This is a genomic window from Xylanibacter sp. (assembly GCF_057607445.1).
This window is the reverse complement of record NZ_DBLZAX010000018.1, coordinates 1-26,070: the sequence shown is the minus strand read 5'-3', so window position 1 is coordinate 26,070 and position 26,070 is coordinate 1. Positions and strand designations below refer to the sequence as shown.

General features: G+C 36.7%; 24 protein-coding genes and 2 tRNA genes. 12 read left to right on the top strand and 14 right to left on the bottom strand.

Going from position 1 to position 26,070, the window contains the following annotated elements:
- Positions 1–10: 10 nt before the first annotated feature.
- From atpC to ACZMIG_RS12460, 8 genes are read left to right on the top strand one after another with little or no spacing between them, the layout of a single operon-like run.
- A complete protein-coding gene (gene atpC / locus ACZMIG_RS12495) occupies positions 11–256 on the top strand; it encodes an ATP synthase F1 subunit epsilon (RefSeq protein WP_021854290.1) in 246 nt (81 codons plus the stop codon).
- A gap of 3 nt (positions 257–259) precedes the next feature.
- Entirely contained in the window at positions 260–682 is a 423-nt protein-coding gene (locus tag ACZMIG_RS12490; RefSeq protein ID WP_125104159.1) for a hypothetical protein, read from the top strand.
- A gap of 3 nt (positions 683–685) precedes the next feature.
- Entirely contained in the window at positions 686–1,768 is a 1,083-nt protein-coding gene (atpB, locus tag ACZMIG_RS12485) for a F0F1 ATP synthase subunit A (RefSeq protein WP_053398339.1), read from the top strand.
- Between the two features lie 50 nt (positions 1,769–1,818).
- Entirely contained in the window at positions 1,819–2,061 is a 243-nt protein-coding gene (atpE, locus tag ACZMIG_RS12480; RefSeq protein WP_302023401.1) for an ATP synthase F0 subunit C, read from the top strand.
- A gap of 35 nt (positions 2,062–2,096) precedes the next feature.
- Positions 2,097–2,600 (top strand): F0F1 ATP synthase subunit B, encoded by a 504-nt coding sequence (gene atpF, locus ACZMIG_RS12475; protein WP_487889646.1) that lies wholly within the window; start codon positions 2,097–2,099, stop codon positions 2,598–2,600.
- Between the two features lie 5 nt (positions 2,601–2,605).
- On the top strand, positions 2,606–3,139 hold the full coding sequence (locus tag ACZMIG_RS12470) for a F0F1 ATP synthase subunit delta (RefSeq protein ID WP_021854295.1): 534 nt from the start codon (positions 2,606–2,608) through the stop codon (positions 3,137–3,139).
- Positions 3,140–3,155: 16 nt separating this feature from the next.
- Positions 3,156–4,742: a F0F1 ATP synthase subunit alpha gene (gene atpA / locus ACZMIG_RS12465; protein WP_053398342.1), complete on the top strand. Its 1,587-nt coding sequence runs from the start codon at positions 3,156–3,158 to the stop codon at positions 4,740–4,742.
- A gap of 7 nt (positions 4,743–4,749) precedes the next feature.
- Complete coding sequence (locus tag ACZMIG_RS12460; protein ID WP_021854297.1) at positions 4,750–5,718, top strand: F0F1 ATP synthase subunit gamma; 969 nt, start codon at positions 4,750–4,752, stop codon at positions 5,716–5,718.
- 116 nt (positions 5,719–5,834) lie between these two features.
- Here ACZMIG_RS12460 and ACZMIG_RS12455 read toward each other — a convergent pair whose 3' ends face one another.
- The 14 genes from ACZMIG_RS12455 to ACZMIG_RS12390 form a co-directional block, all read right to left on the bottom strand.
- The gene (locus ACZMIG_RS12455; RefSeq protein WP_487889653.1) at positions 5,835–7,592 is read right to left on the bottom strand and encodes an AAA family ATPase; all 1,758 of its coding nucleotides are present in this window, start codon (positions 7,590–7,592) and stop codon (positions 5,835–5,837) included.
- Positions 7,589–10,135 (bottom strand): transglycosylase domain-containing protein, encoded by a 2,547-nt coding sequence (locus ACZMIG_RS12450; protein WP_021854299.1) that lies wholly within the window; start codon positions 10,133–10,135, stop codon positions 7,589–7,591. Before ACZMIG_RS12450 ends, ACZMIG_RS12455 begins: the two co-directional genes overlap by 4 nt.
- A 47-nt stretch (positions 10,136–10,182) precedes the next feature.
- Positions 10,183–11,079, bottom strand: a complete 897-nt coding sequence (miaA, locus tag ACZMIG_RS12445; protein ID WP_487889645.1) for a tRNA (adenosine(37)-N6)-dimethylallyltransferase MiaA — start codon at positions 11,077–11,079, stop codon at positions 10,183–10,185.
- A gap of 12 nt (positions 11,080–11,091) precedes the next feature.
- Positions 11,092–11,862: an acyl-ACP--UDP-N-acetylglucosamine O-acyltransferase gene (gene lpxA / locus ACZMIG_RS12440; RefSeq protein ID WP_021854301.1), complete on the bottom strand. Its 771-nt coding sequence runs from the start codon at positions 11,860–11,862 to the stop codon at positions 11,092–11,094.
- Between the two features lie 44 nt (positions 11,863–11,906).
- Positions 11,907–13,298 (bottom strand): bifunctional UDP-3-O-[3-hydroxymyristoyl] N-acetylglucosamine deacetylase/3-hydroxyacyl-ACP dehydratase, encoded by a 1,392-nt coding sequence (locus ACZMIG_RS12435; RefSeq protein ID WP_053398346.1) that lies wholly within the window; start codon positions 13,296–13,298, stop codon positions 11,907–11,909.
- 3 nt (positions 13,299–13,301) lie between these two features.
- Positions 13,302–14,339 carry a UDP-3-O-(3-hydroxymyristoyl)glucosamine N-acyltransferase gene (gene lpxD, locus ACZMIG_RS12430; RefSeq protein ID WP_053398347.1) on the bottom strand — a complete coding sequence of 346 codons (1,038 nt, stop codon included), beginning with the start codon at positions 14,337–14,339 and terminating at the stop codon, positions 13,302–13,304.
- Positions 14,340–14,382: 43 nt separating this feature from the next.
- On the bottom strand, positions 14,383–15,603 hold the full coding sequence (locus ACZMIG_RS12425) for an HD domain-containing protein (protein ID WP_053398348.1): 1,221 nt from the start codon (positions 15,601–15,603) through the stop codon (positions 14,383–14,385).
- Positions 15,604–16,382: 779 nt separating this feature from the next.
- Positions 16,383–17,207 (bottom strand): orotidine-5'-phosphate decarboxylase, encoded by an 825-nt coding sequence (pyrF, locus tag ACZMIG_RS12420; RefSeq protein ID WP_021854305.1) that lies wholly within the window; start codon positions 17,205–17,207, stop codon positions 16,383–16,385.
- A gap of 133 nt (positions 17,208–17,340) precedes the next feature.
- Positions 17,341–18,453: a peptide chain release factor 1 gene (gene prfA / locus ACZMIG_RS12415; protein ID WP_021854306.1), complete on the bottom strand. Its 1,113-nt coding sequence runs from the start codon at positions 18,451–18,453 to the stop codon at positions 17,341–17,343.
- A 4-nt stretch (positions 18,454–18,457) separates the two neighbouring features.
- The gene (locus ACZMIG_RS12410; RefSeq protein WP_021854307.1) at positions 18,458–19,627 is read right to left on the bottom strand and encodes an AIR synthase-related protein; all 1,170 of its coding nucleotides are present in this window, start codon (positions 19,625–19,627) and stop codon (positions 18,458–18,460) included.
- A gap of 40 nt (positions 19,628–19,667) precedes the next feature.
- Positions 19,668–20,414, bottom strand: coding sequence for a shikimate dehydrogenase family protein (locus tag ACZMIG_RS12405; RefSeq protein WP_021854308.1), 747 nt, complete (start codon positions 20,412–20,414; stop codon positions 19,668–19,670).
- 10 nt (positions 20,415–20,424) lie between these two features.
- The gene (ubiE, locus tag ACZMIG_RS12400; RefSeq protein ID WP_021854309.1) at positions 20,425–21,162 is read right to left on the bottom strand and encodes a bifunctional demethylmenaquinone methyltransferase/2-methoxy-6-polyprenyl-1,4-benzoquinol methylase UbiE; all 738 of its coding nucleotides are present in this window, start codon (positions 21,160–21,162) and stop codon (positions 20,425–20,427) included.
- Positions 21,163–21,220: 58 nt separating this feature from the next.
- A complete protein-coding gene (locus tag ACZMIG_RS12395; protein ID WP_021854310.1) occupies positions 21,221–22,168 on the bottom strand; it encodes a phosphoribosylaminoimidazolesuccinocarboxamide synthase in 948 nt (315 codons plus the stop codon).
- 27 nt (positions 22,169–22,195) lie between these two features.
- Positions 22,196–23,143: a PhoH family protein gene (locus ACZMIG_RS12390; protein ID WP_021854311.1), complete on the bottom strand. Its 948-nt coding sequence runs from the start codon at positions 23,141–23,143 to the stop codon at positions 22,196–22,198.
- Between the two features lie 476 nt (positions 23,144–23,619).
- Here ACZMIG_RS12390 and ACZMIG_RS12385 point away from each other — a divergent pair, with 476 nt between their 5' ends.
- The 4 genes from ACZMIG_RS12385 (at position 23,620) to ACZMIG_RS12370 (ending at position 25,815) form a co-directional block, all read left to right on the top strand.
- Positions 23,620–24,603 (top strand): eCIS core domain-containing protein, encoded by a 984-nt coding sequence (locus ACZMIG_RS12385; RefSeq protein ID WP_487889644.1) that lies wholly within the window; start codon positions 23,620–23,622, stop codon positions 24,601–24,603.
- Between the two features lie 53 nt (positions 24,604–24,656).
- Positions 24,657–25,475: a DUF5715 family protein gene (locus tag ACZMIG_RS12380; protein WP_487889643.1), complete on the top strand. Its 819-nt coding sequence runs from the start codon at positions 24,657–24,659 to the stop codon at positions 25,473–25,475.
- 169 nt (positions 25,476–25,644) lie between these two features.
- Positions 25,645–25,732 (top strand) — tRNA-Ser (locus ACZMIG_RS12375).
- 11 nt (positions 25,733–25,743) lie between these two features.
- Positions 25,744–25,815, top strand: a tRNA-Glu gene (locus ACZMIG_RS12370).
- Positions 25,816–26,070: the final 255 nt, after the last annotated feature.

Here is a 26,070-nt window from a genome sequence, read left to right as displayed (position 1 = left end):
TCTGATAGGCATGAGTTTAAGATTGAAAATAGTATCACCTGAAAAAGTTGAATTTGAGGGATTGGTTGATAGCGTATTGGTACCTGGAACAAAAGGTGCTTTTGAAATATTGAATAATCATGCTCCAATCATTTCCTCACTTCAAACAGGAAAGGTTGAGTATGCTGTTAATGGTGTGCGAAATCAGATTCAAATTACTGGCGGCTTTGTAGAAGTTCAAAAAAATGTTGTCAGCCTTTGTGTTGAGATAGCTTAAGTTATGGATATGAATAAAAAAGTAGACATAACAAGTAAAAGATATTTTAAATATAGTCTATGGCTTATTGCGGCACTTACATTATTGTGTAGTGCTGCGATAAGTATGAATGTGTTAAAATATTCTATTGTTAATGCATTGGCTATAAGCGCATTATATACGGTATTCATAAATTCCATATATGTGGTATTTTGGAGAAAGATGGCTAAAACATCTCCTAATGTTATGACAAAATTTTATCTGGCAGCTTCTGCTTTGCGTCTTGTATCAGCCGCATTTGTAGTAACGGCTTATTGCTTAATATGTCATGATAAAAACTCTATACGTGATTTTGCGCTGCTTTTTATGAGCTTTTATATTGTAATGCTTGTTTTTGACAGTGTATTCTTTGCTCATGTAGAAAAATGTTATACTCTTAAAGATTGACAGATGAGACAGATCAGACAAATACTATGCTTGTTCATGCTAGTATTCATAATAGCACCTATAAGTGCGTCAGAGCATACAGATGATAAAAAAGGGCTTGATTTGCAAGGCGTTTTGTTTGGGCATATTAAGGATGCGTATGAATGGCATATCACTGATATTAATGGTCATCCTATTGTAATAAATCTTCCTGTTATAGTGAAGAGTTCTACTGGATGGCATGTGTTTAGCAGTGCCGAATTTTCTGAAGAGAAGGATGCTGCTGGAAATCGTCCTGGACCGTATGGTCTATATATTTCCGGTAGTCAAGATAATGAGAATAAAATATGTGAAGTGATATCTGGTAAAGAAGTTCGTCCATTTGATATTTCTATAACCAAAACGGTTGTGGTTTTATTTATCAATTCCATACTTCTCCTAATTTGTATCTTAATTCCTGCAAGATGGTGTAAAAAACATCGTCCTGAAGATCCTGCGCCTAAAGGTTTTACAGGTTTGATGACAATGTTTATTATGTATATCTATGATGATATTATTAAGGCAACTTTGGGTAAAAATACAGATAGATTTGCACCATATTTATTAACGTGCTTTTTCTTTATCTTTTTGTCAAATATTATGGGGGTTGTGCCATTCCCGCCCGGAGGTGGAAATCTAACAGGTAATATCACTATAACATTTTTCTTGGCTTTGTGTACGTTCCTTATAACAAACTTTACAGGAACGAAAGCTTATTGGAAAGAGATTTTTTGGCCGGATGTGCCTACGTGGTTAAAGGTGCCTGTTCCACTTATGCCTTTCATAGAGTTCTTTAGTATTTTTACTAAACCTTTGGCTCTTATGATTCGACTATTTGCTAATATGATGGCAGGGCATGCAATAGCATTGTCATTGACGTGCCTGATTTTTATAATGTTTGGAATTAATGCAGTGGCAGGTGCATCAATGACTGTTGTGAGTGTTCTTATGAGTGTTTTCATGATGTTGCTGGAATTACTCGTATGTTTCATTCAGGCGTTAGTTTTCACTATGTTAAGCGCTGTGTTTATATCATTGTCTCAGGTTAAAGAGCATGCAGCAGAATAAATATGTTTTTTGATTAAAATAAAAATAAATAACTTTAAAAAATTACGATTATGATTTCATTATTATTAGCAGCAGATGCTGTAGCAAAGTTAGGTGCCGCAATTGGTGGTAGTATAGCTGCAATTGGTGCAGGTATTGGTATTGGAAAAATTGGTGGTCAAGCAATGGATGCAATGGCAAGACAGCCGGAAATAATAGGCGATTTGCGTTCTTCTATGATTATTGCGGCCGCTCTTGTTGAGGGTGTTGCTTTCTTTGCTGTTATTATTGCATTGTTGGCACTTTTCGTGTAAATTTTAGATTAAAGAAATAGAAATCTTAACAGCTTATGTCATTAATAACACCTGATTTTGGCTTGTTATTTTGGATGACGATTGTGTTTCTGATTGTACTTGGCATTGTAAGCAAGTTTGGCTTTAAAGTTATTGTCAAGATGGTCAATGATCGTAAAGATTATATAGACAGCAGTCTTCAGAAGGCACATGAGGCAAACAAAAAATTAGCTAATATCAAAGTTGAAAGCGATGCTCTTTTACAGGAAGCACGCGAGCGTCAGGCTGCAATATTAAAAGAGGCTGCCGCAACGCGCGATGCTATCGTTGAAAAGGCACAGGACAAAGCTCATGAGGAAAGTAACCGATTGCTTACAGAAGCGAAGGTTGAAATTGAGAATCAAAGACAGACTGCCGTTAGCGATATCCGCAAACAAGTTGCAACGCTGAGTGTTGAAATTGCTGAGAAAGTATTGAGAGAAAAGCTTGGTGATGAAAAAACACAGATGGATTTGATTGAACGTATGCTGGATGAAATTTCTTTGTCTAATAAAAAATAGTTAATATGGATTTCGGATTAATATCGGTTAGATATGCCCGTGCCTTGTTAAAGGCAAGCTTAGAGGCAAAATTGGAGGATAAGGTATATGCAGAAATGCAGACTTTATCTGCCAGTTATATAAAAGTTCCTGATTTTAGGTTTACGATAGATAATCCCATGTTTTCAAAGAAGCGTAAAAAAGATTTATTTATTATTGCTTTAGGCGGAGATCCTTGTAAACTTACACAAGTCTTTATTGATTTGGTTTTGAAGGAAGAGCGCGAAAACATGATGCAGTTCATTGCAAATTCATATATTACATTATATAGGAAAAACAAGAATTTAATCCGTGCTAAACTTTTGACTGCTACAGCCGTATCTCCTTCTACGGAGCAACGGCTTAGGCAGTTGGTTGAAAGTAAGACAAATGGGAATGTTGAATTTGAGACAGAGATTAAACCTGAAATTCTTGGTGGTTTCATAATAGAATATGATACTTATAGAATGGATGTTAGTGTAAAGTCTCAATTAAATTCTATTTTGTCACAGCTTAAGTAATAAAATTAATTGTAATATGTCTGATAAAATTAAACCAAGCGAAGTATCTCAAGTTCTTTTGGAACAACTGAAAGGGATTAATGATAGCGCAAAGTTTGATGAAGTAGGTTCTGTCCTTCAGGTAAGCGATGGCGTAGCACGTATCTATGGTCTTCGAAATGCTGAAGCTAATGAACTTCTTGAATTTGAAAATGGGACTATGGCTATTGTCATGAACCTTGAAGAGGACAACGTTGGTTGTGTGCTACTTGGCTCTACTTCCGAGATAAAGGAAGGAATGTTGGTAAAGCGTACAAAACGTATTGCCAGCATCAGGGTGAATGATAATATGCTGGGAAGAGTCATAAATCCATTGGGGCAGGCTATAGATGGTAAAGGTGACATTGATTTGACGAATTCGTTTGAAATGCCATTGGATAGAAAAGCTCCAGGTGTTATCTATCGTCAGCCTGTAAAAGAACCTTTACAAACTGGTTTGAAAGCCGTGGATTCTATGATTCCAATTGGTAGAGGTCAGCGTGAGCTTATTATTGGAGACCGACAAACAGGTAAAACAGCAATTGCTGTAGATACTATTATAAATCAAAAGAGTTTTTACGATGCTGGTAAACCTGTTTATTGTATATATGTAGCTATTGGTCAGAAAGCCTCAACTGTTGCGGCATTAGTATCTACATTGAAGGAACATGGAGCAATGCCATACACGATTGTTGTTGCAGCTACAGCAGCAGATCCTGCTGCTATGCAATATTATGCACCTTTTGCAGGAGCTGCAATAGGTGAATATTTTAGAGATCGCGGTTATTCGGCTTTGGTCGTATATGATGATTTGTCTAAGCAAGCTGTTGCATATCGTGAGGTTTCACTTATTTTGCGTCGTCCTTCTGGTCGTGAAGCTTATCCTGGAGATGTGTTCTATTTGCATAGTCGTTTGTTGGAGCGTGCAGCACGAATAAATGACCAGCAAGAGGTTGCAGAGAATATGAATGATTTGCCTGAGTGTATGAAAGGGCATGTTAAAGGTGGTGGTTCGCTTACTGCTTTGCCTATAATTGAAACTCAGGCAGGAGACGTATCTGCGTATATTCCAACTAACGTTATCTCTATTACTGATGGACAGATTTATCTTGAGACTGACTTGTTCAATCAGGGATTTAGGCCTGCAATTAATGTTGGTATTTCTGTAAGTCGTGTAGGAGGTTCTGCGCAGATAAAAAGTATGAAGAAGGTTGCGGGAACATTGAAAATAGATCAAGCACAGTATAGAGAGTTGGAATCTTTTTCAAAGTTTTCAAGTGATATGGATGCTGTAACGGCTATGACACTTGATAGAGGTCGTAAGAATAATCAACTTTTGATACAGCCACAATATAGTCCAATGCCTGTAGGTGAGCAAGTTGCAATACTCTATTGTGGAACACATGGTCTAATGCATGATGTACCTGTTGAAAAGGTGCGTGAATGCCAAGATGCCTTTTTGGATAAGATGCGTTCTTCACATGAAGATGTTGTTGATGCTTTATCTAAAGGAAAAATTGATGATCAAATAACCCAAACTATTGAGGCTGTAATGGCTGATATTGCAGGGCAATATAAAAAATAGTTGATTTATGCCGTCACTAAAAGAAATCAAAAATCGTATATCATCTGTAAATAGCACTCGTAAAATAACGAGTGCTATGAAGATGGTTGCGTCGTCAAAACTGCATCATGCACAGATCATGATAGGGAACATGCTTCCTTATGAATCTATGCTAGAGCATATACTAAAAGCATTTTTGGCTTCAGAAGTTGATGCTACAACTGTATATAATACTGTGAGACCTGTAAAAAAAGTTGCTTTTGTTGTATATTCATCTAATAGCAGTTTATGCGGTGGTTTTAATGCAAATGTTATTAAGGCCATGCAGCAGGCGATTGATAAATACCAGCGTCTGGTAGGTATGGATAATATTGTTGTTTATCCTATTGGACGAAAGGTTGCTGAAAAAGTGACGAAACTCGGCTTGAACTGTGGTGGAGATTTCTCTGAAATTGCTGATAAGCCTGATTTGCATCGATGTATAGAACTTGCGGATTTACTTTCGCAGAAATTCATCGATGGTGAGTTTGATCGCATAGAGATGATTTATCATCATTTCAAAAGTGCTGGTTCACAAATCTTGACTCAAAAAACTTTCTTACCAATTAATATCAAAGAGGAATTGGATTTTGATGATGAGCGAGATTTGACATCTAATATTGCAACCTTGGAAGCCCAAGAGTATATACGTAAGAAAGGTAAGGTTTCTTCAAATGCCAAAGAGGCAGTAAAGCCTCTTAATGACAATTTTATTGTTGAACCTGATATGGAATCAGTGTTGTGCTCACTTATTCCTAAACTATCACATTTAATGATATATACAGCATTGCTTGATAGTAATGCCAGTGAGCATGCAGCTCGTATGGTTGCTATGCAGACAGCAACAGATAATGCTGATGAACTTCTGAGAGATTTGAATCTCCAATATAATAAGAGTCGTCAGCAGGCTATTACAAATGAGTTGCTTGACATTGTGGGTGGTACTGTTAATTCCTAGTGTATTACTCTTACTCATATAAAGAGACTGCACAATTTGTGCATGTCTCTTTTTTATATTTAGGCATTGTCTAAATTTTTGCGTAATCTAAATAAATCTGGTTTCTATAAGATTGCTTATTTTTGTTTTCGTTTAGTTAAAATATTTATCCTTTTGGAAGGTTCTTGTGCATCTGGATATAATTCTAATGCCTTATTATAATTAGCTATAGCAGCTTCATACATTTTTTCATTTTCACATTCTTTACCTAGTATCGTATACTCTGCTGCAAGTCTTTTTAAGAAAGCCTCTTGCTTATTTAATTTTTCTTCGAGGCATTTTATTTCACCTTTTAGTGTATTTATCTTATTTAATTTTTTACGGATAAGTCTCTTGGCACTAGGTTTTTCTATATCGTATCTGTTGTGTATCGCTTTAAAAAAGTATTTTAAGAAGTTTTCATAGTCTCCGTTGTCAAATGCTTTTGCTGCTTCGTAATATTCTTTATCTGCGGCAGATTCACTTAATGCTTTTTTTATAAGTGTTGAATTGTTGTAATTTTGAGCAAATTGCAATATTTCTTTTCGTACGAAAATATTTTCGTGCCTTATTGGCGATTTGAGTGTAATACCGTTTAATGATGTACATCTTGATAAGGCGACGTATGTTTGGCCTCCGGCAAATACACCCCCTGTCAGGTCAATAATAACCTTGTTAAATGTTAGGCCTTGGCTTTTGTGTATAGTTATTGCCCATGCCAATCTTATTGGAAACTGTATAAAATATCCAATTTCTTCTTCTTCAATTTTTTGTTCCTTGTTATTGAAACGGTACTTCATATTACTCCATCTCTCCCTCGAAACTTCGTATTCGTTACCGTCTTCTGTGATTATATATATTAATCCTTTTTCAACGTCAATAGTTTCAACAATACCTAGAGTACCATTTACCCATCTTTTGTTTATGTCGTTCTTTATAAATATTACTTGTGCACCAGGCTTGAGTTCCAATTTTGTGAGTGTTGGTAGACTATTTTCTGGAAATTCTCCACCAATTTTCCCATTAAATATTGTTGATGATCCTTTAAGTTCTTTTAGCTTATTTTCATTTATATAATCTACAGTATCTCTACGTGTTGATAATGTTATTACGAGCTTTTCACTTTTGAACTCGTGGTTTTCTTCTTTATAACGGCTGTTTAATATTTTTAAATCATAGTCATTTACGTCACCAAGTCTTATCTTATCGAGTATGTTGATGAACTGACTGTCTTTTTGTCTGTAAATTTTATTTAATTCAATACATATTAGTTTTATCTCTTTAAATATCTTTGCATCAAAGAAGAAACTAGTAGGGTAGAATGGCTGAAGGAGTTTCCGTTCATCCTCCTTGACAACTGGTTCTAACTGAAAAATATCTCCTACAAGTAATAATTGTTTTCCGCCGAAAGGCTCGCGCATATTCCTCGAATATACCCGTAATACTTTATCTATAAAATCGATGATGTCAGCTCTTACCATGCTAATTTCATCAATTATGATGAGCTCAACCTCTCGTAGCAGCTTACATTTTTCACCATTGTATTTTAGTGTATTGCGTAAATGCCTTACTGAAAATTGAGTATCATTGGGTAATATTGGGTGAAATGGGAGTTTGAAAAAGCTATGTAGTGTTGCGCCTCCTACATTGATTGCAGATATGCCAGTTGGGGCGAGAACAACAATTTTCTTTTTTATGTTAGACTTGACATATCTTAAAAAAGTTGATTTACCCGTCCCCGCTTTACCTGTAAGGAAAAGCGAGCGGCGGGTAAATTTTAATATCTGAAGAGCTTCTTGAAACTCTTTGTTTGACTGATCAATTTGTGAATTCGGTTCCAAAGTTGAACTTCTTATAAGTCTTCAAATCTAATCTGTTCTTCACGAGGTTTATTTTTCTTTTTTTCTTTTTTATCTTCAGATTGTTGTACGTTACCTTTATCTGTATTGATGGCGGGATTATTTTCTTTTGAGATTTCGTTATCTTCGTTTCCTCTTGGAAGTATATTGCCTTCTTCGTCAATAAGAAGTTCTTCATCCTCTACCATGGTACTGTCAATCTGTGTCGTATCTTTTTTAGCAGGTACATAACTGCTGCAGTTATACATATCTGCAGTTATGTCTTCATCATCTGGCTTATGGAATCGGCCATGATACTTTTTAAATTCAGGATCTTTCATAAGTGCCTGAATGAAATATCCGCAAATAGGTAATGCCGTCCTACTTCCTTGTCCAAGAGCGCCTGTGCGGAAATGAATACTTCTGTATTCTCCACCAACCCATGCGCCTGTTACAAGATTCGGGCTTACGCACATAAACCATGCATCTGAATGATTATTTGATGTTCCTGTCTTGCCTCCAAAGTCTGTATCACGTGCAGTGTCAGTATATGCCCATAAACTTTGAGATGTTCCACCTGGTTCACGCATACCGCCCATAAGTAGCTGTTGCATGAAGAATGCGCTTTTATATGGTATAACTTGTTTTTCCTCTGTAGAACTTACATATACCTCTCTTCCGTCTTTGTCTACTATACGTGTCACAAGGACTGGTTCTATATGTTTACCATCATTTGCTATTGTACAATATGCATTGACCATTTCTAACAGATTAACGTCAGAAGCACCTAACGCTAATGAAGGCTCTTCGTCCAAAGGACTTTTAATACCCATGTCATGTGCTGTTTTGGCAATGTTCTTTATTCCCATTTCCTGCCCAAGTCTGACAGCAATCGAGTTGATACTTTTCGCAAATGCGCTTTTTAAGGGAATGGAGTCTCCTGAGAATCTGCCATTGGCATTTGTTGGAGTCCATGAAGTCATTTCATGCTTATTTTTGTCATATACTTGCATTCTTATGTATTCGTCCCTTCTCTTATCACAGGGTGTAAGTCCCTGGTTCATTGCTTCTGTATATACAAATAATTTAAATGTTGAACCTGGTTGGCGCATAGCTGTAACTTTGTCATATTTCCATGAGTTAAAGTCAATGTCTCCGACCCATGCTCTGACTGCTCCGGTTTGTGGCTCCATCGCAACGAATGAGCAATGCATGAATTTAACCATATACCTGATGGAATCCATTGTGCTCATTTCTTTTTCAATGGTGCCTTTTTCATAATCAAATAATTTGACTTTGTGTGGCTTATTCAAATAGTATTGAATAGAGTCGGGGTTATTGGGAAACTTTTGTAATAATGTTTTGTATACCGGTAATTTCTGAGCTATATTCTCTATAAAGTTTGGTATAATCTGATGGTTCTCATCTCTCCATGGGTCTTGACCGCTCCAATGACTATTGAAGTTTCTTTGTACCTGTTTCATTTGTTTGATTGCGGCTTCTTCAGCATATTTTTGCATGCGGGTATCTATCGTAGTGTAGATTTTCAAGCCGCTACTATACAGGTCATATCCATTTTCCTTACACCAATCCTTAAGATAGTCAGCTATTGCCTCACGAAAATATTTTGCCTGACCATCATAATTGCTTTCAACACTATAGTTTACTTTTATGGGTATTGCACTTAAAGAATCATAATCATCTTTTGTGATATCCTTATGTGTCATTAAGTTGTGCAAGACAGTATTTCTGCGTTGCAGACTATTCTCAGGATTCGTAATAGGGTTATAATATGTTGTAGCTTTTAGCATACCAACCAAAACAGCTGCTTGTTCAGCAGTCATTTCAGATGGAGTTGTGTTAAAATATGTCTTACATGCGGTTTTTATGCCATATGCATTTGAACCAAAATCTACGGTATTAGCATACATCGTAAGAATTTCTTTTTTATCGTATAGAATTTCCAACTTTGTTGCAATAATCCATTCTTTGCTTTTCATAATAAGCATGCGTACCCCCGGAATATATCCCAACAATCCTGTTGAATACTGTGTCCTGACGCGGAACATGTTTTTTGCGAGCTGTTGCGTAATAGTGGATGCACCACGTGCTTCATGGTGTACAATAATATCTTTTGCTACAGCAAATAATCCGGTGAAATCAACACCAAAGTGCTTGTAGAAGCGTTCATCTTCTGTATCAATTAAAGCTTTCCAGAAGAGAGGGTTTACTTCTTCATATTTAACAGGCGTTCTGTTCTCACTAAAATATTTGCCTATCATAACGCCGTCTGCACTATATATTTCAGATGCCTCGCTTGTTGTAGGATGCATTATCTGTGAAAAGCCGGGAGACTTTCCAAATAACCATAAGAAGTTAATATCAACCATTATAAGATACACAAAAAATGTGATTATGGCAGACAGAATTGCTACACAAGTTTTTGTATACCATTTGCGACCTATATAAAGTCCTTTATACCAAGGCCAAAAACCTTTAATTTTGTTCAGACACGTTTTGATAAATCTACCGATACGTGAATCATTGTTGTTGTTGAACATATAATTTTAGTATTATTTATTCTGCAAATGTACAAAAAAAGTACAGTTTATATGAATGTGTTTATGTAATTTATGATTTCTTCAATATTGTCGGGTGAAAACCAATGTATATTGGGATCACGTCTGAACCATGTAAGCTGTTTACGGCAATACTTATGTGTATTGCTTTTTATCCTAAATATTGCATTGTCAAGTGTGCATAATCCGTCTAGATATTCAAATGTTTCTTTGTAACCAACAGTGTTTAATGCATTTAGATCTTTATATTCATAGACGTTTAGAGCCTCTTGAATTAAGCCATCATGAATCATTTGCTCTACACGTAAGTCTATTCTCTCGTATAATCTCTGCCGGTCCATATTAAGACCGATTTTTATAATTCTAAAAGGTCTTTCTTTGGTTATGTTTTTTCTGAAAGAAGAATATGGCTTGCCTGTAGATAAGCATATTTCTAATGCATGTATTATGCGCTTATGATTATTCTTATCAACAATTGCGTAATAATCAGGATCTAATAATGCCAATTCTTTGCTAATGCCAGAAAGACCTTCTTTATCGAATCTTTCTTGAAGTGTTTTTCTAATGTTGTCATCAACCGATGGTATGTCGTCAATACCTTTGCATACTGCATCAACGTACATCATGCTGCCACCAGACATGATTACATTATCTTTATACTTGAACAAGATGTTTAATAATTTTAAAACATCTTGTTCATATTTTGAGGCGTTGTAATATTCATTAATATGAAGATTGCCAACAAAAAAATGTCTAATTGATTTACGCTCATCTTTTGTTGGTGCAGCTGTGCCTACAGGTATTTCTTTAAAAACCTGCCGAGAGTCAGCATTAATAATAACCGTATTTAAGTGTTCGGCAACCTTCAGACATAATGATGTTTTTCCTACCCCTGTAGGTCCAACTATTACAAAAAGTGTCTTCATCACAGAAGGTATTTATCTTATTATACCTCTCTTAGAGTTTTCAACAAAATTAATTATATATTCAATTTCTTTTGTTACAGGCAGCTTTTTCCTTATTTCTTCAATACCCTCTTTTAGGATTCCTTTAGAGTACAGAAGTCTGTAAGCTTCATGTATATTGTTGATTAATTCGTTGCTGAATCCTCTTCTTCTTAATCCCACAATATTTATTCCGCAATATTTCGTCGGTTCTTTTCCGGCAATGATAAAAGGTGGTATGTCTTGGCTGAAACGGCATCCTCCCTGAATCATTACATAACTACCAATATGGCAGAATTGGTGGCATAAAACAACTGCACTAATAATGGCATAGTCGTCAACAACAACTTCTCCTGCAAACTTTGTTGAGTTTCCAATAATACATCCATTACCGATAACACAATCGTGAGCAACATGCATGTTTTCCATCAGCAAATTGTTTGAACCAACTTTTGTTGTCCCTTTAGATGCTGTGCCTCGTGATATAGTTACATTTTCACGTATACTATTGTTATCACCAACTTCGCATGTCGTATCTTCACCTTTGAATTTAAGATCTTGTGGCTTTGTACTAATACTTGCACCGGGAAAGATTTCGTTATTATTTCCGATGCGTGCTCCGTAGTTAATCGTTACATTATTTTGTAATACGTTATTGTCGCCAATTACTGTATTTTTATCAATATAACAGAATGGGCCGATAATATTATTGTCACCAATTTTGGCTTCAGGATGTATGTATGCTAACGGACTTATATTATTCATGGCTAATATTTTAAAATAAGGCAGAAGTAAATCTGCCTTATGGGTTATTTATTTTTTACTATTTGAGCTGTGAAAGTAGCTTCTGATACGACTTTATCTCCTACAAATACATATCCCTTCATAGAAGATACACCATGGCGTACAGGAGCAAGAAGGTCAACTTTAAATAAAAGAGTATCTCCCGGTACAACTTTTTGTCTAAACTTCACATCGTCAATCTTCATGAAATATGTTGACCATCTCTCGGGCTCTTCCAAAGTGTTAAGAACAAGCAAGCCACCGCACTGTGCCATAGCCTCAATTTGTAAAACGCCAGGCATAACGGGCTCTTGGGGAAAATGTCCCTGGAAGAAAGGTTCATTACTGGTGACATTTTTTACGCCAACGATACTGCTCGGTCCAAGAGCTATCACTTTATCAACGAGCTGCATGGGATAACGATGCGGAAGCAATTCGCGAATGCGGTTTACGTCCATAAGCGGTGCTTCATTGCAATTGTATATTGGAGCCTGTATTTCATGCTTACGGATTTCTTTTCGCATGAGGCGTGCAAACTTATTGTTGATTGTATGCCCTGGACGAGTGGCTATTATACGGCCTTTAATAGGTTTGCCGATAAGTGCCATATCGCCTATTATGTCTAACAGCTTATGCCTTGTACATTCATTTTCCCATACCAGCGGTTTATGCTGAATGTATCCCAGTTTTGTTGCGTCAAGATGTGGTACATGTAAGAAATCTGCCAATTGATCAAGACGCTCCTGGGTTGTCTGTCTTTCATAAATCACAATAGCATTATCCATGTCGCCGCCTTTAATAAGATTGGCTTTTAAGAGCGGTTCGATGTCTCTTACAAAGACGAATGTACGGGCTGGAGCTATTTCTGTGGCAAAATCTTCAATTTTGTCAAGTGTTGCAAATTGACTATTTATGAATTTAGAGTCAAAAGAGCACATTGCGGTCAAGCTGAATTCTTCATCTGGCAGAATAGTAATGCATGAACCTGATTCTTTATCCTTTACCTCTATCTTGTGGCGTATAATATAGAAGTCTTTTGGAGCATTCTGTTCAACGATTCCAATTTCACGGATCTTCTCAATGTATTGTGCTGCTGAGCCATCTAAAATTGGAAATTCAGGACCATTTACCTGTATAAGGCAGTTGTCAATGCCTAAAGCATACAGAGCGGCAAGTCCATGTTCTACGGTTGATACTCTTACATCACCTTTCCCTAATACAGTTCCACGTTGGGTGTCAACGACATTTTCAGCAATGGCATCAATGATGGGTTGACCCTCAAGATCGATTCTTTGTATCTTATATCCGGTATTTTCATTTGCCGGATTAAAGGTGATTGTCAGATTTAATCCAGTATGAAGACCTTTTCCACACAGTGCAAAACTGCCTTTAAGTGTGTTCTGTTTTGACATTTCCATGATTTATTTATATGTCTCTTTTAATTTTTCAACTTCATGTTTTAACTCGTTGAGCTCTTTGTAAATTTCTGGTAGCCTGCGTGTTAATGCAATAGACTTAAAGTAAGCCTTTGGGTCAGTCGGCGGCGTTCCGATGAGAGTCTCATTGCCTTTAAGGTTGCCTGGCACTCCAGACTGGGCACCAAGGAAAGTCTTATCACCAATTGTTGCATGTCCTGCAATGCCGACTTGACCTCCAAACATACAGCCTTTGCCAATTTTTGTACTACCTGCAACGCCTGTCTGAGCAGACATTACAGTATTTTCGCCCACTTCAACATTGTGAGCAATCTGTACAAGATTGTCAAGTTTTACACCTTTACGTATAATTGTTGTTCCCATCGTAGAACGGTCTACGCATGAGTTGGCTCCAATTTCAACGTTATCTTCAATAGTTACAATGCCAATTTGTGGTATTTTGTCATATCCATCAGTATTTGGAGCAAATCCAAAACCGTCTGCGCCAATGACGGTGCCGGCATGAATTGTAACATTATTGCCTAGCTTACACTCTTTGTAGATGGTGACATTAGGATATAAGATACATCCATTTCCAATTTTAACACCATCTTCAATAACCGTATGTGGATATATTTGTGTATTTTCACCGATAACAACGTTCTCGCCTATATATGCAAAAGCACCTACATAGCAATTGTCGCCAATTGTCGCTTTAGGTGATATGAAAGCCATTGAGCTTATGCCACTTTTTTTAGGAAGTGCAGCCTGATACATTTGCAGAAGTTTTGCAACGCATTCATAGGCATTCTTTACTCTAATCAAGGTGGCTTTGACTGGTTTTGTCAACTCAACGTCTTCGTTGACAAGCACAATACTTGATTGTGTTTCGTAAATATAGTGTGTGTATTTGGGATTTGAAAGGAATGATATAGCTCCTGGTTTTCCCTCTTCAATTTTGGCAAATGTATTTACTGTGGCATTTTCATCGCCTTCAACTTTGCCTTGGATAAAACTTGCTATTTGGTTTGCTGTAAATTCCATTGCAATTTAATTACATATTATCTGCAAAGATAAATAAATTTATTCAAAAACGTTGATAACATAAATAATATTTTCTGATTTTTTTTGAAAGTAATGCAATATTCAACAATTCTGAAGATTCAGAAATGTCTTTTGTTGTATTGTCTTTGAACAGTATAGTGATTTGGTCTTCATTAACATCGTACATATCTTTTTGTATTGTGTCAATGCTCATGAGATAACCTGCTTCTTCTAAACTTATTTTGAACATGTCTGCAATTGTACGTTTCTTGCTTTCAGCATAGGCGTCGTCCACAGGATTTTCGAAAATTTCAACTTTGAAGATATTGCGGTTTATGATATCTGTGGAAAGAATCGACAGCACTTTATCGTTGCTGTCTGTCCATACTTTAAGGGAACTTAGAATGTCGCTGTCGTCGAGTTTTGTGTAATACAGCTGGGCTTGTCTGTCATTTCTGAATGTCTCTGCATCGATGTCATTGTATAAAAAATATCTTAGACAGGGTGTTGCGAAAATTTCCTTGCCTTCATGTGCAAGTCTTTTTGCACGTAAGAGAGCGTTTACTAGCACTTTTTCGCTGGAGACAGTTGTTTTATGCAGATACACTTGCCAATACATCAGACGTCTTGCCATTAGATAATTTTCGATAGAATACAGCCCTTTTGAATTTACAACAAGATTATCATTGTGTACATCAAGCATCTTTATTATTCTGGCACTGCCAATATTTCCTTCAGACACTCCCGTGTAAAAGCTGTCACGTCTGAGATAGTCTAGCCTGTCCATGTCAAGCTGGCTGCTTATCAGCTGATGCAGAAACTTTTTTGGATATTCATTCTTGAATATTTTGAGTGCTAAATTCAATTCTCCTTTCATTTCCTTGTTAATTTGTTCCATCATAAGCAAGGATATTTCTTCGTGGCTTATTCCGCTTATCAATGTATGCTCTAAGACATGAGAGAATGGGCCATGTCCAATGTCGTGCATTAGTATAGCAGCCTCAACAGCTTCAGCTTCACTGTCGAATATGTATATTCCTTTTTGGGTTAATGACGTAATGGCTTCGCTCATTAAATGGAATGCACCGATAGAATGCTGAAAGCGAGTGTGTTGTGCGGAAGGGTACACCATAGATGTAAGTCCAAGTTGCTTTATTCGTGTAAGCCTCTGCATTAGCGGATGCTCAACAATATCTAACAGAAGACCATGAGGTATCTTTATGAATCCGAAGATTGGGTCATTTATTATTTTACTGTCATTCATTTCGCTTGTTTTATATGTTGTACAACTTCAAAAGGTAAATAAGTAGTACTGGTGTTTTACATTATAGCTGAAATCTGATTCATGATATATGTTATAACAGCATGTGGCAAATGCAAATATACAGTTTATTTGTTTGATATACAATAAAATAGCTTGATGATGAAAGTTAACTGATGTTAAGGCCCGTATGAGATGGAATAAACTTTCTGTGAATAATATCTACCTCTTAAATGCTGCTTTTATGATTGACAAAAGGAAAACAAAATAATGTATGGACTGTCAAAGTGTAATTTTTTAATGTGTCGGCTAATGTTATGTTTTAGCGGATAAAATGCGATGCTTGATTACTTTTATGCTAATACTTTATCTTCAAAACACATATATTTGCTTGTTCTTGGTTGGAAGTCATTGAGTTTTGTCGTCTATTTAACTGTATTTGTGTGGCTGATTGAATGTGTTTTGACATGTAAAATGCTGCATTCTATACTGTAATAGGTGGCATTTTAGATGTTTTTTAGACTGATATTGTGCTTAGAATTTATTGTTAACTGCTTTAACTGCTTGAAAATGAGAGGTTTTTCTGTTGAATGAGCAATAGTCGGATTTTATGGCTTTTTCAGAGTAGAATCAGTGTTCAATGGAAAAATAGCCTACTATTTGAAATCAGAAAGTCAAAATAAGTGCAAATTGTGTGACATTCTGACAGTGCTTATGTCTATGACTATATTTTATAAAAGAAAACCTCCGACATTTGCTTTAATGCCGGAGGATTTTTATACCTACTTTATTTTGTTTAATTCTATGGCCATTTCTTTTTGCAGGGCTTCAGCTTTAATTGCTGCAGCTTCAGCAAAATCGCTTCCGTTTGAGGCATAAATGATACCTCTGCTGCTGTTTACTAATAGTCCGCAGTCTTTGATTATTCCGTATTTGCATACTTCTTGTAGGCTTCCGCCTTGTGCTCCAACTCCAGGTACAAGTAAGAAGTGATTAGGAGCAACTTTACGTATGTCTTGGAACATTGAGCCCTGAGTGGCACCAACTACATACATCATGTTTTGCTCATCACCCCATGCCTGTGACTTACGTATGACTTTTTCAAAAAGTCTTTCGCCGTCTTGGTCGGCTGTCAGCTGAAAATCATGTGAACCTTTATTGCTTGTGAGTGCCAATAGAATAACCCATTTGCCTTCATAGTTGAGGAATGGTGTAACACTGTCTTCGCCCATGTAAGGCGCAACGGTCAATGAGTCGATATCATATTCTTCAAAGAATGTACGGGCATACATAGAGGATGTGTTTCCTATGTCGCCACGTTTTGCATCTGCTATTATGAAATGGTCAGGATAGTTTTCTTTGAGGTATTTTATCGTACGTTCAAATGATATCATTCCTTTTACACCCATGCATTCGTAGAAAGCCAAATTTGGCTTGTATGCAACACAATATTGTGCCGTTGCATCTATTATGGCTTTGTTGAAGTCGAATATAGGATCTTCGTTGTTCAGTAAACATTCCGGCACTTTTTTGATATCAGTGTCGAGTCCGACACACAGAAAAGATTGTTTGCTGAATATTTGGTCAACTAATTGTTTTCTGTTCATTTTTTCTGAATTTATGTTTTTATTTATTAAGTGAATTCTTTTATATGAAATGGCTGATGCTCAGATTTTTGCAATTGCCAAGTCTTATATAAAACTTTTATTTCATATAAATAATCCACCCAAACATTAGGATTTATAGTTCAGCCTCTTTCATGCGTTCTGCATTTTCTTCTACAGTTAAGGCGTCTATCATATCTTGTATGTTTCCTGCCAGGAATCCGGACAGATCATGTGTTGTATAGCCGATTCTGTGGTCTGTTACACGTCCTTGCTGGAAGTTATATGTTCTGATCTTTGCACTTCTGTCACCAGTTGACACCAATGTCTTTCTGCGGCTAGCTATATCATCGATGTATTTCTGATGCTCTCTGTCGTAGATGAAAGTACGCAATCTTGAAAGTGCCCTTTCCTTATTCTTAGGCTGGTCTCGTGTTTCAGTACATTCAATAAGAATTTCTTCAACTTCACCGGTATTCGGATTTTTCCATGGATATCTAAGACGAACTCCAGACTCCACTTTGTTTACATTCTGTCCTCCGGCACCGGAACTTCTGAATGTGTCCCACTTAATGTCGCCTTCGTTGATGTTAACTTCAAATTTATCAGCTTCGGGCAATACAGCTACTGTTGCAGCGCTTGTGTGCATACGGCCCTGTGTTTCTGTGGCTGGTACACGTTGTACACGATGTACGCCAGATTCATATTTTAGTATTCCATATACATTGTCGCCGCTTACAGCAAAGTCTATTTCCTTATATCCGCCAACAGCTCCTTCACTTACGCTTGTTACAGACAGGGACCAGCCTTTTGAATCACAGTATTTTTTATACATTTGAAATAAATCGCCTGCAAACAGTGCTGCTTCGTCACCGCCCGTTCCGGCTCTAATTTCCATTTGGACGTTCTTGGCGTCTTCCGGATCCTTCGGTACTAAGGCAATTTTTATCTCCTCCTCAATTTTAGGCTGTAACTCTTCATTGGCTTGAAGTTCTTCACGGGCCATCTCTCTCAGGTCCGGATCACTTTCGTTGGCAAGAATATCTTTAGCCTCATTTATTGAGTTTATGCAGGCAATATATCGTTTTCTGGCCTTCATTATCTCATCGAGGTCTTTATATTCTCGTGTAAGTCTTACGTATCTTTCCTGATCTGAAATGACAGATGGGTCTGTTATCAATGTGGCAACCTCTTCATATCTGCTTTCAAGTCCTTCGAGCTTTTCTAAAATACTATTGTTTTCGGGCATATAATTAATAGTTAAATTCTCCAAATTCAGATTTAATGGTCAGACTCTTTTCTCCTTCTTCGATATGTCCGATAATCTGAGCGTCTATATTGAAACTCTTACTTATATTAATTACTTTTTCTGCAAATTCGGGTTTTACATATATCTCCATTCTGTGTCCCATATTGAACACTTTATACATTTCCTTCCAGTCAGTCTGACTTTCCTCTCTAATCATTCTGAAAAGAGGTGGAACCGGGAACATGTTGTCTTTGACAACCTTGCAATTGTCATTTACAAAGTGTAGCACTTTTGTTTGTGCTCCGCCTGTACAATGTACCATACCATGTATTTCCGGACGTAATTCGTCAAGAATGCGTTTAATAACTGGTGCGTATGTACGGGTAGGAGAGAGGACTAGCTGACCTGCATTTACAGGTACATCTGCTAATTTGTCGTCCAGGTGATAATGACCACTATAAACAAGTTCGTCAGGAACTGCATGATCGTAACTTTCTGGATATTTTTCTGCAAGATATTTAGCAAACACGTCATGGCGTGCACTAGTCAGGCCATTGCTGCCCATACCTCCGTTGTAGCTTGTTTCGTATGTTGCCTGGCCAAATGAGGCAAGTCCGACAATGACATCGCCTGGTTGAATGTTGGCGTTGTTGATTACGTCGCTACGTTTCATTCTACATGTAACAGTAGAGTCGACAATAATTGTTCTTACTAAATCGCCAACATCAGCTGTTTCACCTCCTGTTGCATAAATTCCAATGCCCATTTCTCGCATGCTGGCTAAAAGTTCGTCAGTGCCATTAATAATAGCAGATATGACTTCTCCTGGTACCAGCATTTTATTTCGTCCGATTGTGCTTGAAACAAGTATGTTATCTACAGCTCCAACACAAAGCAGGTCGTCCGTATTCATAATTAGTGCATCTTGTGCAATGCCTTTCCATACACTTAAGTCACCGGTCTCTTTCCAATACATATAAGCCAATGACGACTTAGTACCTGCGCCATCTGCATGCATAATATTACAATATTCAGGATCGCCTCCTAGAATGTCTGGTATTATTTTACAAAATGCCTGTGGAAAGATACCCTTATCTATGTTCTTTATTGCGTTGTGTACATCTTCTTTTGCTGCAGAAACACCACGCATCATGTAGCGGTTGTGTAAATCCATTTTAAATATATTTTTATGTATATGGAACAAAAATTACGTCTTATTCTTTATTATGCCAAAATTCCCAACTTGCAAATGCTTGTAATAAAAGCATTTCTAATCCATTTTTTACAGTGGCGCCATGTTGGGCTCCTTTTTTCATGAAAAGAGTTTCATCGGGATTATAGAGCAAGTCATAAAGGATGTTCTTGCTTGTCATTGCCTCATATGGCAATTGAGGACACTCGTCTATATGCGGATACATTCCGCATGGAGTGCAATTAACAATAACATTGTACTCCTGAATTATGTCAGGGGTGATTTGTGAATATTGTATCGTTCCAGGACGTTCAAATCTGCTTACGAATACTGTTTCAAGGCCTAGTGATTTTAAACCGAAGTTTACAGCTTTGGATGCCCCTCCTGTTCCTAATATTAATGCTTTTTTATGAAATCTTTCAAGCAAGGGCTCAATGCTTTTTGTAAAACCAATGACATCGCTGTTAAAGCCTTTCAGATAAGTATCATTACCTTTATGGTCAACGCGTATAACATTTACTGCTCCTATAGCTCTTGCTTCGGGGCTTATGGAGTCAAGATAACTGATAACTTTTTCTTTATATGGTATTGTAACATTAAGGCCTTTCAGTTCCGGGTTAGAAGCTAAAATTTCCGGAAGGGAGTCGAGTGTCGGAATCTCAAAGTTGATATATTCAGCATTAATTCCTTCATTTTCAAATTTTTCGTTGAAATAACTTTTTGAAAATGAATGACCTAATGGGTAACCTATTAATCCATATTTATCCATAGACTTATATTTATTTAGTTGCAAAATAACAAGTGCAAATGCCGAAGGTTAAACGTTTGAATGTAGCTTCAGTAAACCCGGCTTTTTTTATGATATCTGTCATCACTTCACCTTGTGGAAATGCTTCTATTGTTGTTGTTAAATAACGATACGCATTTTTGTCTTTAGAAACAAGTTTTCCATATAGCGGTAGTACGGAATGAGAGTATATCCAAAATAATTGCTTCATTGGGAAACTTACAGGCTGGCTAAGTTCTAGAATACTTACGTGTCCTCCCTTTTTCAATACTCTGCACATCTCCTTTAAACTAGCATCAAGATTTTGAAAATTTCTGATTCCAAATGCGGTTATTATTGCGTCGAATGTATTGTCTGCGTAAGAGAGATGTTCGCAGTCTTCCTTTTCAAAACTTATGATTTCGCTCAGTCTCTCATTCTTAACTTTCTCTTGACCAATACGCATCATGCCTTCTGATATATCAATGCCAATGACCTTTTCAGGGGATAACTCCTTGGCTGATTTTATCGCAAAATCACCTGTCCCTGTCGCAACATCTAGTATTTTAAGAGGTTTAAAGGGCTTAAGCTGTTTTATGGCCGTATTTCTCCAAAGATAGTCAATGCCAAGTGACAGCCTGTGATTAAGCAGATCATACGAATGAGCTATGGTATCAAACATTGTTTCAACCTGCTTGCTCTTTTCTTCCCCGTTATTATATGGCGTTATACGTTCCTGTTTGTAGGTCATTTTTATCTGATTTATAAAAAGGCATGATGCTATAGAGGTATTTTGTCAATATGAATTATTATCTGTTTTTTAGATAATTCTTCACATTGTTTTCGATTCGTGCTGCAATATCACCATCTTCAGCAGCTTTGTCGAATTTATCACCGGTAATGTTCTCGAACAATTCAATGTAGCGTTCGCTTACACTTTCGGCATATTCGTCTGTTATTTCTGGCATTGTCTGTCCAGGCTCATTCATGAAGTTGTGTTCAATAAGCCATTGACGTACAAATTCTTTAGATAATTGGCGTTGCGGCTCACCTTTCTCAAATTTCTCCTCATAACCGTCTGCATAGAAATAACGGCTGCTGTCTGGAGTATGTACTTCGTCAATAAGATAAACTTTACCGTCTCTTTTTCCAAATTCGTATTTAGTATCAACGAGGATAAGACCATGTTCAGCTGCAATTTCTTGTCCGCGTGCAAAAATCTTACGTGTATAGTCCTCCATTACCTCGTAATCTTCTTTACTTACAATGCCTTGAGCGATTATTTCTTCTTTGGAAATATTCATGTCATGACCTTCGTCAGCCTTTGTTGTAGGTGTTATTATTGGTTCGGGGAAACGCTGATTCTCTTTCATTCCATCGGGCAGTTTAACACCACAAATTTCACGACATCCCTTTTGATACTCACGCCATGCCGAACCTGTCAGAATTGAACGTATAATCATTTCAACGCGGAATCCTTCGCATTTCAGACCAACTGTAACCATTGGATCGGGAGTGGCAAGTTTCCAGTTTGGACAAATGTCCTTTGTTTGATCCAGAAATTTTGATGCGATCTGGTTAAGAACCTGACCCTTAAAAGGTATTCCTTTAGGCAGAATAACGTCGAAAGCTGAAATTCTGTCTGTGGCAATCATTACGATAATGTCGTCGTTAATGTTGTAAACATCGCGTACCTTACCATGATATACGCTTTTTTGTCCATCAAAATGGAAATCTGTTCTTGTAAGTGCTTTCATTCTTGTTGATTTATTGTAAAACCTTTTCTACTTGTTCTTTATTTCTTTATCTCTTTCATATGCATTGACTATTCGTGTGACAAGCTTATGTCTTACGATATCCTTTTCGTTCATATTTATAAAAGAGATTCCTTCAATGCCATTTAATACACGTATAGCTTCTCGTAGCCCACTAGTCGTTCCATGCGGTAAGTCAACCTGAGTAAGGTCGCCTGTTATGATCATTTTTGCATTCCAACCAAGTCGGGTTAAAAACATACGTATTTGAGCAGATGTCGTATTTTGTGCCTCGTCGAGAATTATTACAGCATCACTGAGTGTTCGTCCACGCATAAATGCCAATGGCGCAATCTGGATGATATGTTTCTCAATCATGTCCTGTAATTTAACAGCAGGAATCATGTCTTCAAGTGCATCATATAGGGGCTGCAGATATGGGTCGATTTTGTCTTTCATGTCACCTGGCAGAAAGCCTAACTTTTCTCCAGCCTCAACAGCCGGACGACTTAATATTATTTTTTTTGTCGCTTTCTCTTTGAGGGCTTTTACAGCAAGAGCTATACTTAAATATGTCTTGCCCGTGCCGGCAGGACCGACTGCGAACAGCATGTCATTGTTGTTGTACGCATCAATCAGTTTCTGCTGATTGGCACTTCTGCTTTTTATTGGTTTTCCAGAGATGTTATATACTACAACATCACTCGAAGTATCATCGTTAATCTTCCCGCCCTTAATTATGTTGATTAAATTATCTTCATTAATCGAGTTGTATTTTAAGACGTGCTTGCGTATTTTCTCAATGTTTTCTTCAAAGTTTGCCATTTGCTCTTCGTCTCCTAATACGCGTAGGACATTATCACGTGCAACTATCCTGAGCTTTGGGTATAGTGCCTTGATTATTTGCAAATGCGTATTGTTGACTCCGTATAATATTACAGGGTCAATATCCTCAAGTACAATGTGCTTCTCGATCAATTTTATTCGAATTTAATATTATTGTGCAAAATTACAGAAACTTTTTCAATATATCATCGTTTTTCTTATCTTTTTTCTATTCTTGGGCTGATAGCGTATAGGTGTGAGAATGTTATGATTGTATCGCTATATTGTATTTATTGATAAAAGGCTTTTGTCATATAGGGGATAGATTTCATTTAAATTTGTTTTTCTCTCCATATGTCTTAGTGATATAATCTTGAATGGATGCCATGGCCATGGCATTGATATGAGTTGAAGATATATTTAAAAGTCTATGTATTTTGTTTGTTGCAAGAAATATTTTGTTTTGATGATATTGTTTTTAATTGGATTTTCCAATAAAAAATGTTGCTATTTTGTCATGGATAAAATTATGTTAATTGTTGACGTCCTTTCTGTATGCAATAAACATATTTATTTTGTATTTACATATACTTACATTATCTTTGCATCGTTTTATTTAAATTTAAATTATGTATATTATTGGACAGTTTTATCAGCGTGCAGTCTCGTTTGGCTTATGCCTCGTCTCGTTTTGTTGTTTATCTTATGGTAATAATGATAGCTATTCTCTCAGATTTGCGGATAAGGAGGAAGCAAATAATGTGTTGGCTGTTTCTAAGGGTTATGTAGAACGTCTTGGGAAATTTGACTTGGAGGCTCGTGTGGGTAAAAAGAATGCTACTCATGACGATATGGTAGACATGATAAGACGAGAGACTAGAGATTTTACAGATACAGAAAAAGATTCTGTTGTTAAAGCTTTTGCAATATTGGATGATGCTATTGCTCGAAAGGGCTTGAAGCTTCCTATCCCTCAAGAAGTACTGCTTATAAAAACAACGATGAAAGAGGAGGGAGGTGCAGCAGCGTATACTCGAGGCGAAGTAGTCTGTTTAGGTGAAGGTCTTTTGAAAAAAGTTAATACCAAAAGGCTTGCTAAGCTGTTGGCTCATGAGTTGTTTCATGTGATGACACGAAATAATATTGATTTTAGGAAGTCAATGTATAAAATAATAGGATTCAGTATATTGAATAGAGAAATAAAGTTTTCTGATGATGTGACCGAACGATTTATATCTAATCCGGATGTGAATCATTATGATAGCTATGCCATGTTAAGTGTCGGTGGAAAACAACAGCCATGCACAATGGTTATTTGTTCTGATCGTGATTATGCCGGAGGATCTTTTTTTGATTATGTGCACATCGGATTGGTTCCGCTTGACGATAAATTTTCTCCGGTAATGAAGGATGGAAAGATGTTGATGTATAAATTGGATGATGCATCCGATTTTTATGATAAGGTAGGAAGAAATACAGGGTATGTTATAAATCCGGAAGAATGTTTGGCAGATAACTTCTCGATAGCCTTGTGTGGAGATGTTAAAGAATTGCCAAATCCAGAAATTATCAATGAAATTGTTTCAACAATTCGAAATTTTAATGTTGATTGATACAAAAAGATGTGAGTCTTTTTTTGTTTCTATGTTGAATAAATAAAGAACGTATGAAAATAACAAAAAATAGGTATTTGATGAGTTTTGTGGCCATAGTTTTGATTTTGGCTATGATACGTCTGATTTTTCCTGATGTCGCAAAAGATAAAAATGTAAATAGGCCTGTTGTCGTGAATGATGCTTTAAATGATTCTAGCATTAACACTTTGGGTAAAAAGGATAGTGTAGGTGATGGGGGGCACGTGGTTTCTTCAATATTTAAGTTGACGTCTTTCTATAATGCAGAAGGAACACAGGTACGTAATCGTATAAATAGTGTGCCTGGTTTTAGTCGTACATTCCCTGACAATAATGACGTGCAGCTAGTTTCTGCCAATAAGTATGGAGTAAAACCTGTTGAAAATAGAGAAGATGCAGAAAATAGAAAAAAAGAACTTGTTTTTGTTGGTGCAAATCCTTATTATTTTATAGATCCTTTGCGCAGTAGTATTCCGTATTTGGTTCCACGCGCAGCTGTCCTACTCAATGATATTGGTAGGGCGTATTATGATAGCCTAAGAATAAAAAATATACCATTGCATCAAATAATTGTAACTAGTGTTCTCCGGTCAAAAGAAGATGTGATGAAACTTCGGAATTACAATGGAAATGCAACGGAAAATTCATGTCATTTGTATGGTACAACTTTTGATGTATGTTATAATCGCTATAAAACTATTAATAAACTAGATGGAAGCAAAGGCCGAATGGTAAGAAATGATACGCTTAAGTGGGTGTTAAGTGAGGTCTTGCGTGATATGCGTGAGAATAATCGGTGTTATGTTAAGTATGAGGTTAAACAGGGGTGCTTCCATATTACAGTTAGATAATGCTTAAAATTTGACTCCATAAAGGAGCGTTTATAATATATAATAAGGTGTAAAAAAGTTTTTTTGAATTAAATGAAAAAAAACTCCAGAAAAATTTGCAGGGATAAAAATAAATGCATACCTTTGCATCGCATTTGAGCGAGAATGCTTCGGTACAATAAACCGGAAAGGAAGTTTGGGTGAGTGGCTGAAACCAGCAGTTTGCTAAACTGCCGTGCGAGTTTATCGTACCGGGGGTTCGAATCCCCCAGCTTCCGCTGTGATTTAAGGTGGATTCATCTAATGGTTAGGATACAAGATTCTCAATCTTGGCATAGGGGTTCGATTCCCCTATCCACTACGAAAGTTTAAATGCATTTGAAAGGAAGAGACATTATTATTGTTTTCTTCCTTTTATTTTTTTTGTAAAAATCCCTTTGGAAATTTATAAAATTGTGTTTAATCGTTAGTTTAAGTTGGTCGTAGAAATCTTGTTGGATATCTGTGGGCTCACTCGATAAATAGTGGGGAAAGAAAATATTACGCATAAATTTTAGTCAGCCTAAAGAGGAAGAATGGTATGTCAATAACTCCTCGGAGCAATGCTCTGAACTGT

Excerpts from the sequence above, each read along its gene's own strand:
- atpC (WP_021854290.1), top strand. The coding sequence starts at position 11 with ATGAGTTTAAGATTGAAAATAGTATCACCTGAAAAAGTTGAATTTGAG.
- ACZMIG_RS12490 (WP_125104159.1), top strand. The coding sequence starts at position 260 with ATGGATATGAATAAAAAAGTAGACATAACAAGTAAAAGATATTTTAAA.
- atpB (WP_053398339.1), top strand. The coding sequence starts at position 686 with ATGAGACAGATCAGACAAATACTATGCTTGTTCATGCTAGTATTCATA.
- atpE (WP_302023401.1), top strand. The coding sequence starts at position 1,819 with ATGATTTCATTATTATTAGCAGCAGATGCTGTAGCAAAGTTAGGTGCC.
- atpF (WP_487889646.1), top strand. The coding sequence starts at position 2,097 with ATGTCATTAATAACACCTGATTTTGGCTTGTTATTTTGGATGACGATT.
- ACZMIG_RS12470 (WP_021854295.1), top strand. The coding sequence starts at position 2,606 with ATGGATTTCGGATTAATATCGGTTAGATATGCCCGTGCCTTGTTAAAG.
- atpA (WP_053398342.1), top strand. The coding sequence starts at position 3,156 with ATGTCTGATAAAATTAAACCAAGCGAAGTATCTCAAGTTCTTTTGGAA.
- ACZMIG_RS12460 (WP_021854297.1), top strand. The coding sequence starts at position 4,750 with ATGCCGTCACTAAAAGAAATCAAAAATCGTATATCATCTGTAAATAGC.
- ACZMIG_RS12450 (WP_021854299.1), bottom strand. The coding sequence starts at position 10,135 with ATGTTCAACAACAACAATGATTCACGTATCGGTAGATTTATCAAAACG.
- miaA (WP_487889645.1), bottom strand. The coding sequence starts at position 11,079 with ATGAAGACACTTTTTGTAATAGTTGGACCTACAGGGGTAGGAAAAACA.
- lpxA (WP_021854301.1), bottom strand. The coding sequence starts at position 11,862 with ATGAATAATATAAGTCCGTTAGCATACATACATCCTGAAGCCAAAATT.
- ACZMIG_RS12435 (WP_053398346.1), bottom strand. The coding sequence starts at position 13,298 with ATGGAAATGTCAAAACAGAACACACTTAAAGGCAGTTTTGCACTGTGT.
- lpxD (WP_053398347.1), bottom strand. The coding sequence starts at position 14,339 with ATGGAATTTACAGCAAACCAAATAGCAAGTTTTATCCAAGGCAAAGTT.
- ACZMIG_RS12425 (WP_053398348.1), bottom strand. The coding sequence starts at position 15,603 with ATGAATGACAGTAAAATAATAAATGACCCAATCTTCGGATTCATAAAG.
- pyrF (WP_021854305.1), bottom strand. The coding sequence starts at position 17,207 with ATGAACAGAAAACAATTAGTTGACCAAATATTCAGCAAACAATCTTTT.
- prfA (WP_021854306.1), bottom strand. The coding sequence starts at position 18,453 with ATGCCCGAAAACAATAGTATTTTAGAAAAGCTCGAAGGACTTGAAAGC.
- ACZMIG_RS12410 (WP_021854307.1), bottom strand. The coding sequence starts at position 19,627 with ATGGATTTACACAACCGCTACATGATGCGTGGTGTTTCTGCAGCAAAA.
- ACZMIG_RS12405 (WP_021854308.1), bottom strand. The coding sequence starts at position 20,414 with ATGGATAAATATGGATTAATAGGTTACCCATTAGGTCATTCATTTTCA.
- ubiE (WP_021854309.1), bottom strand. The coding sequence starts at position 21,162 with ATGACCTACAAACAGGAACGTATAACGCCATATAATAACGGGGAAGAA.
- ACZMIG_RS12395 (WP_021854310.1), bottom strand. The coding sequence starts at position 22,168 with ATGAAAGCACTTACAAGAACAGATTTCCATTTTGATGGACAAAAAAGC.
- ACZMIG_RS12385 (WP_487889644.1), top strand. The coding sequence starts at position 23,620 with ATGTATATTATTGGACAGTTTTATCAGCGTGCAGTCTCGTTTGGCTTA.
- ACZMIG_RS12380 (WP_487889643.1), top strand. The coding sequence starts at position 24,657 with ATGAAAATAACAAAAAATAGGTATTTGATGAGTTTTGTGGCCATAGTT.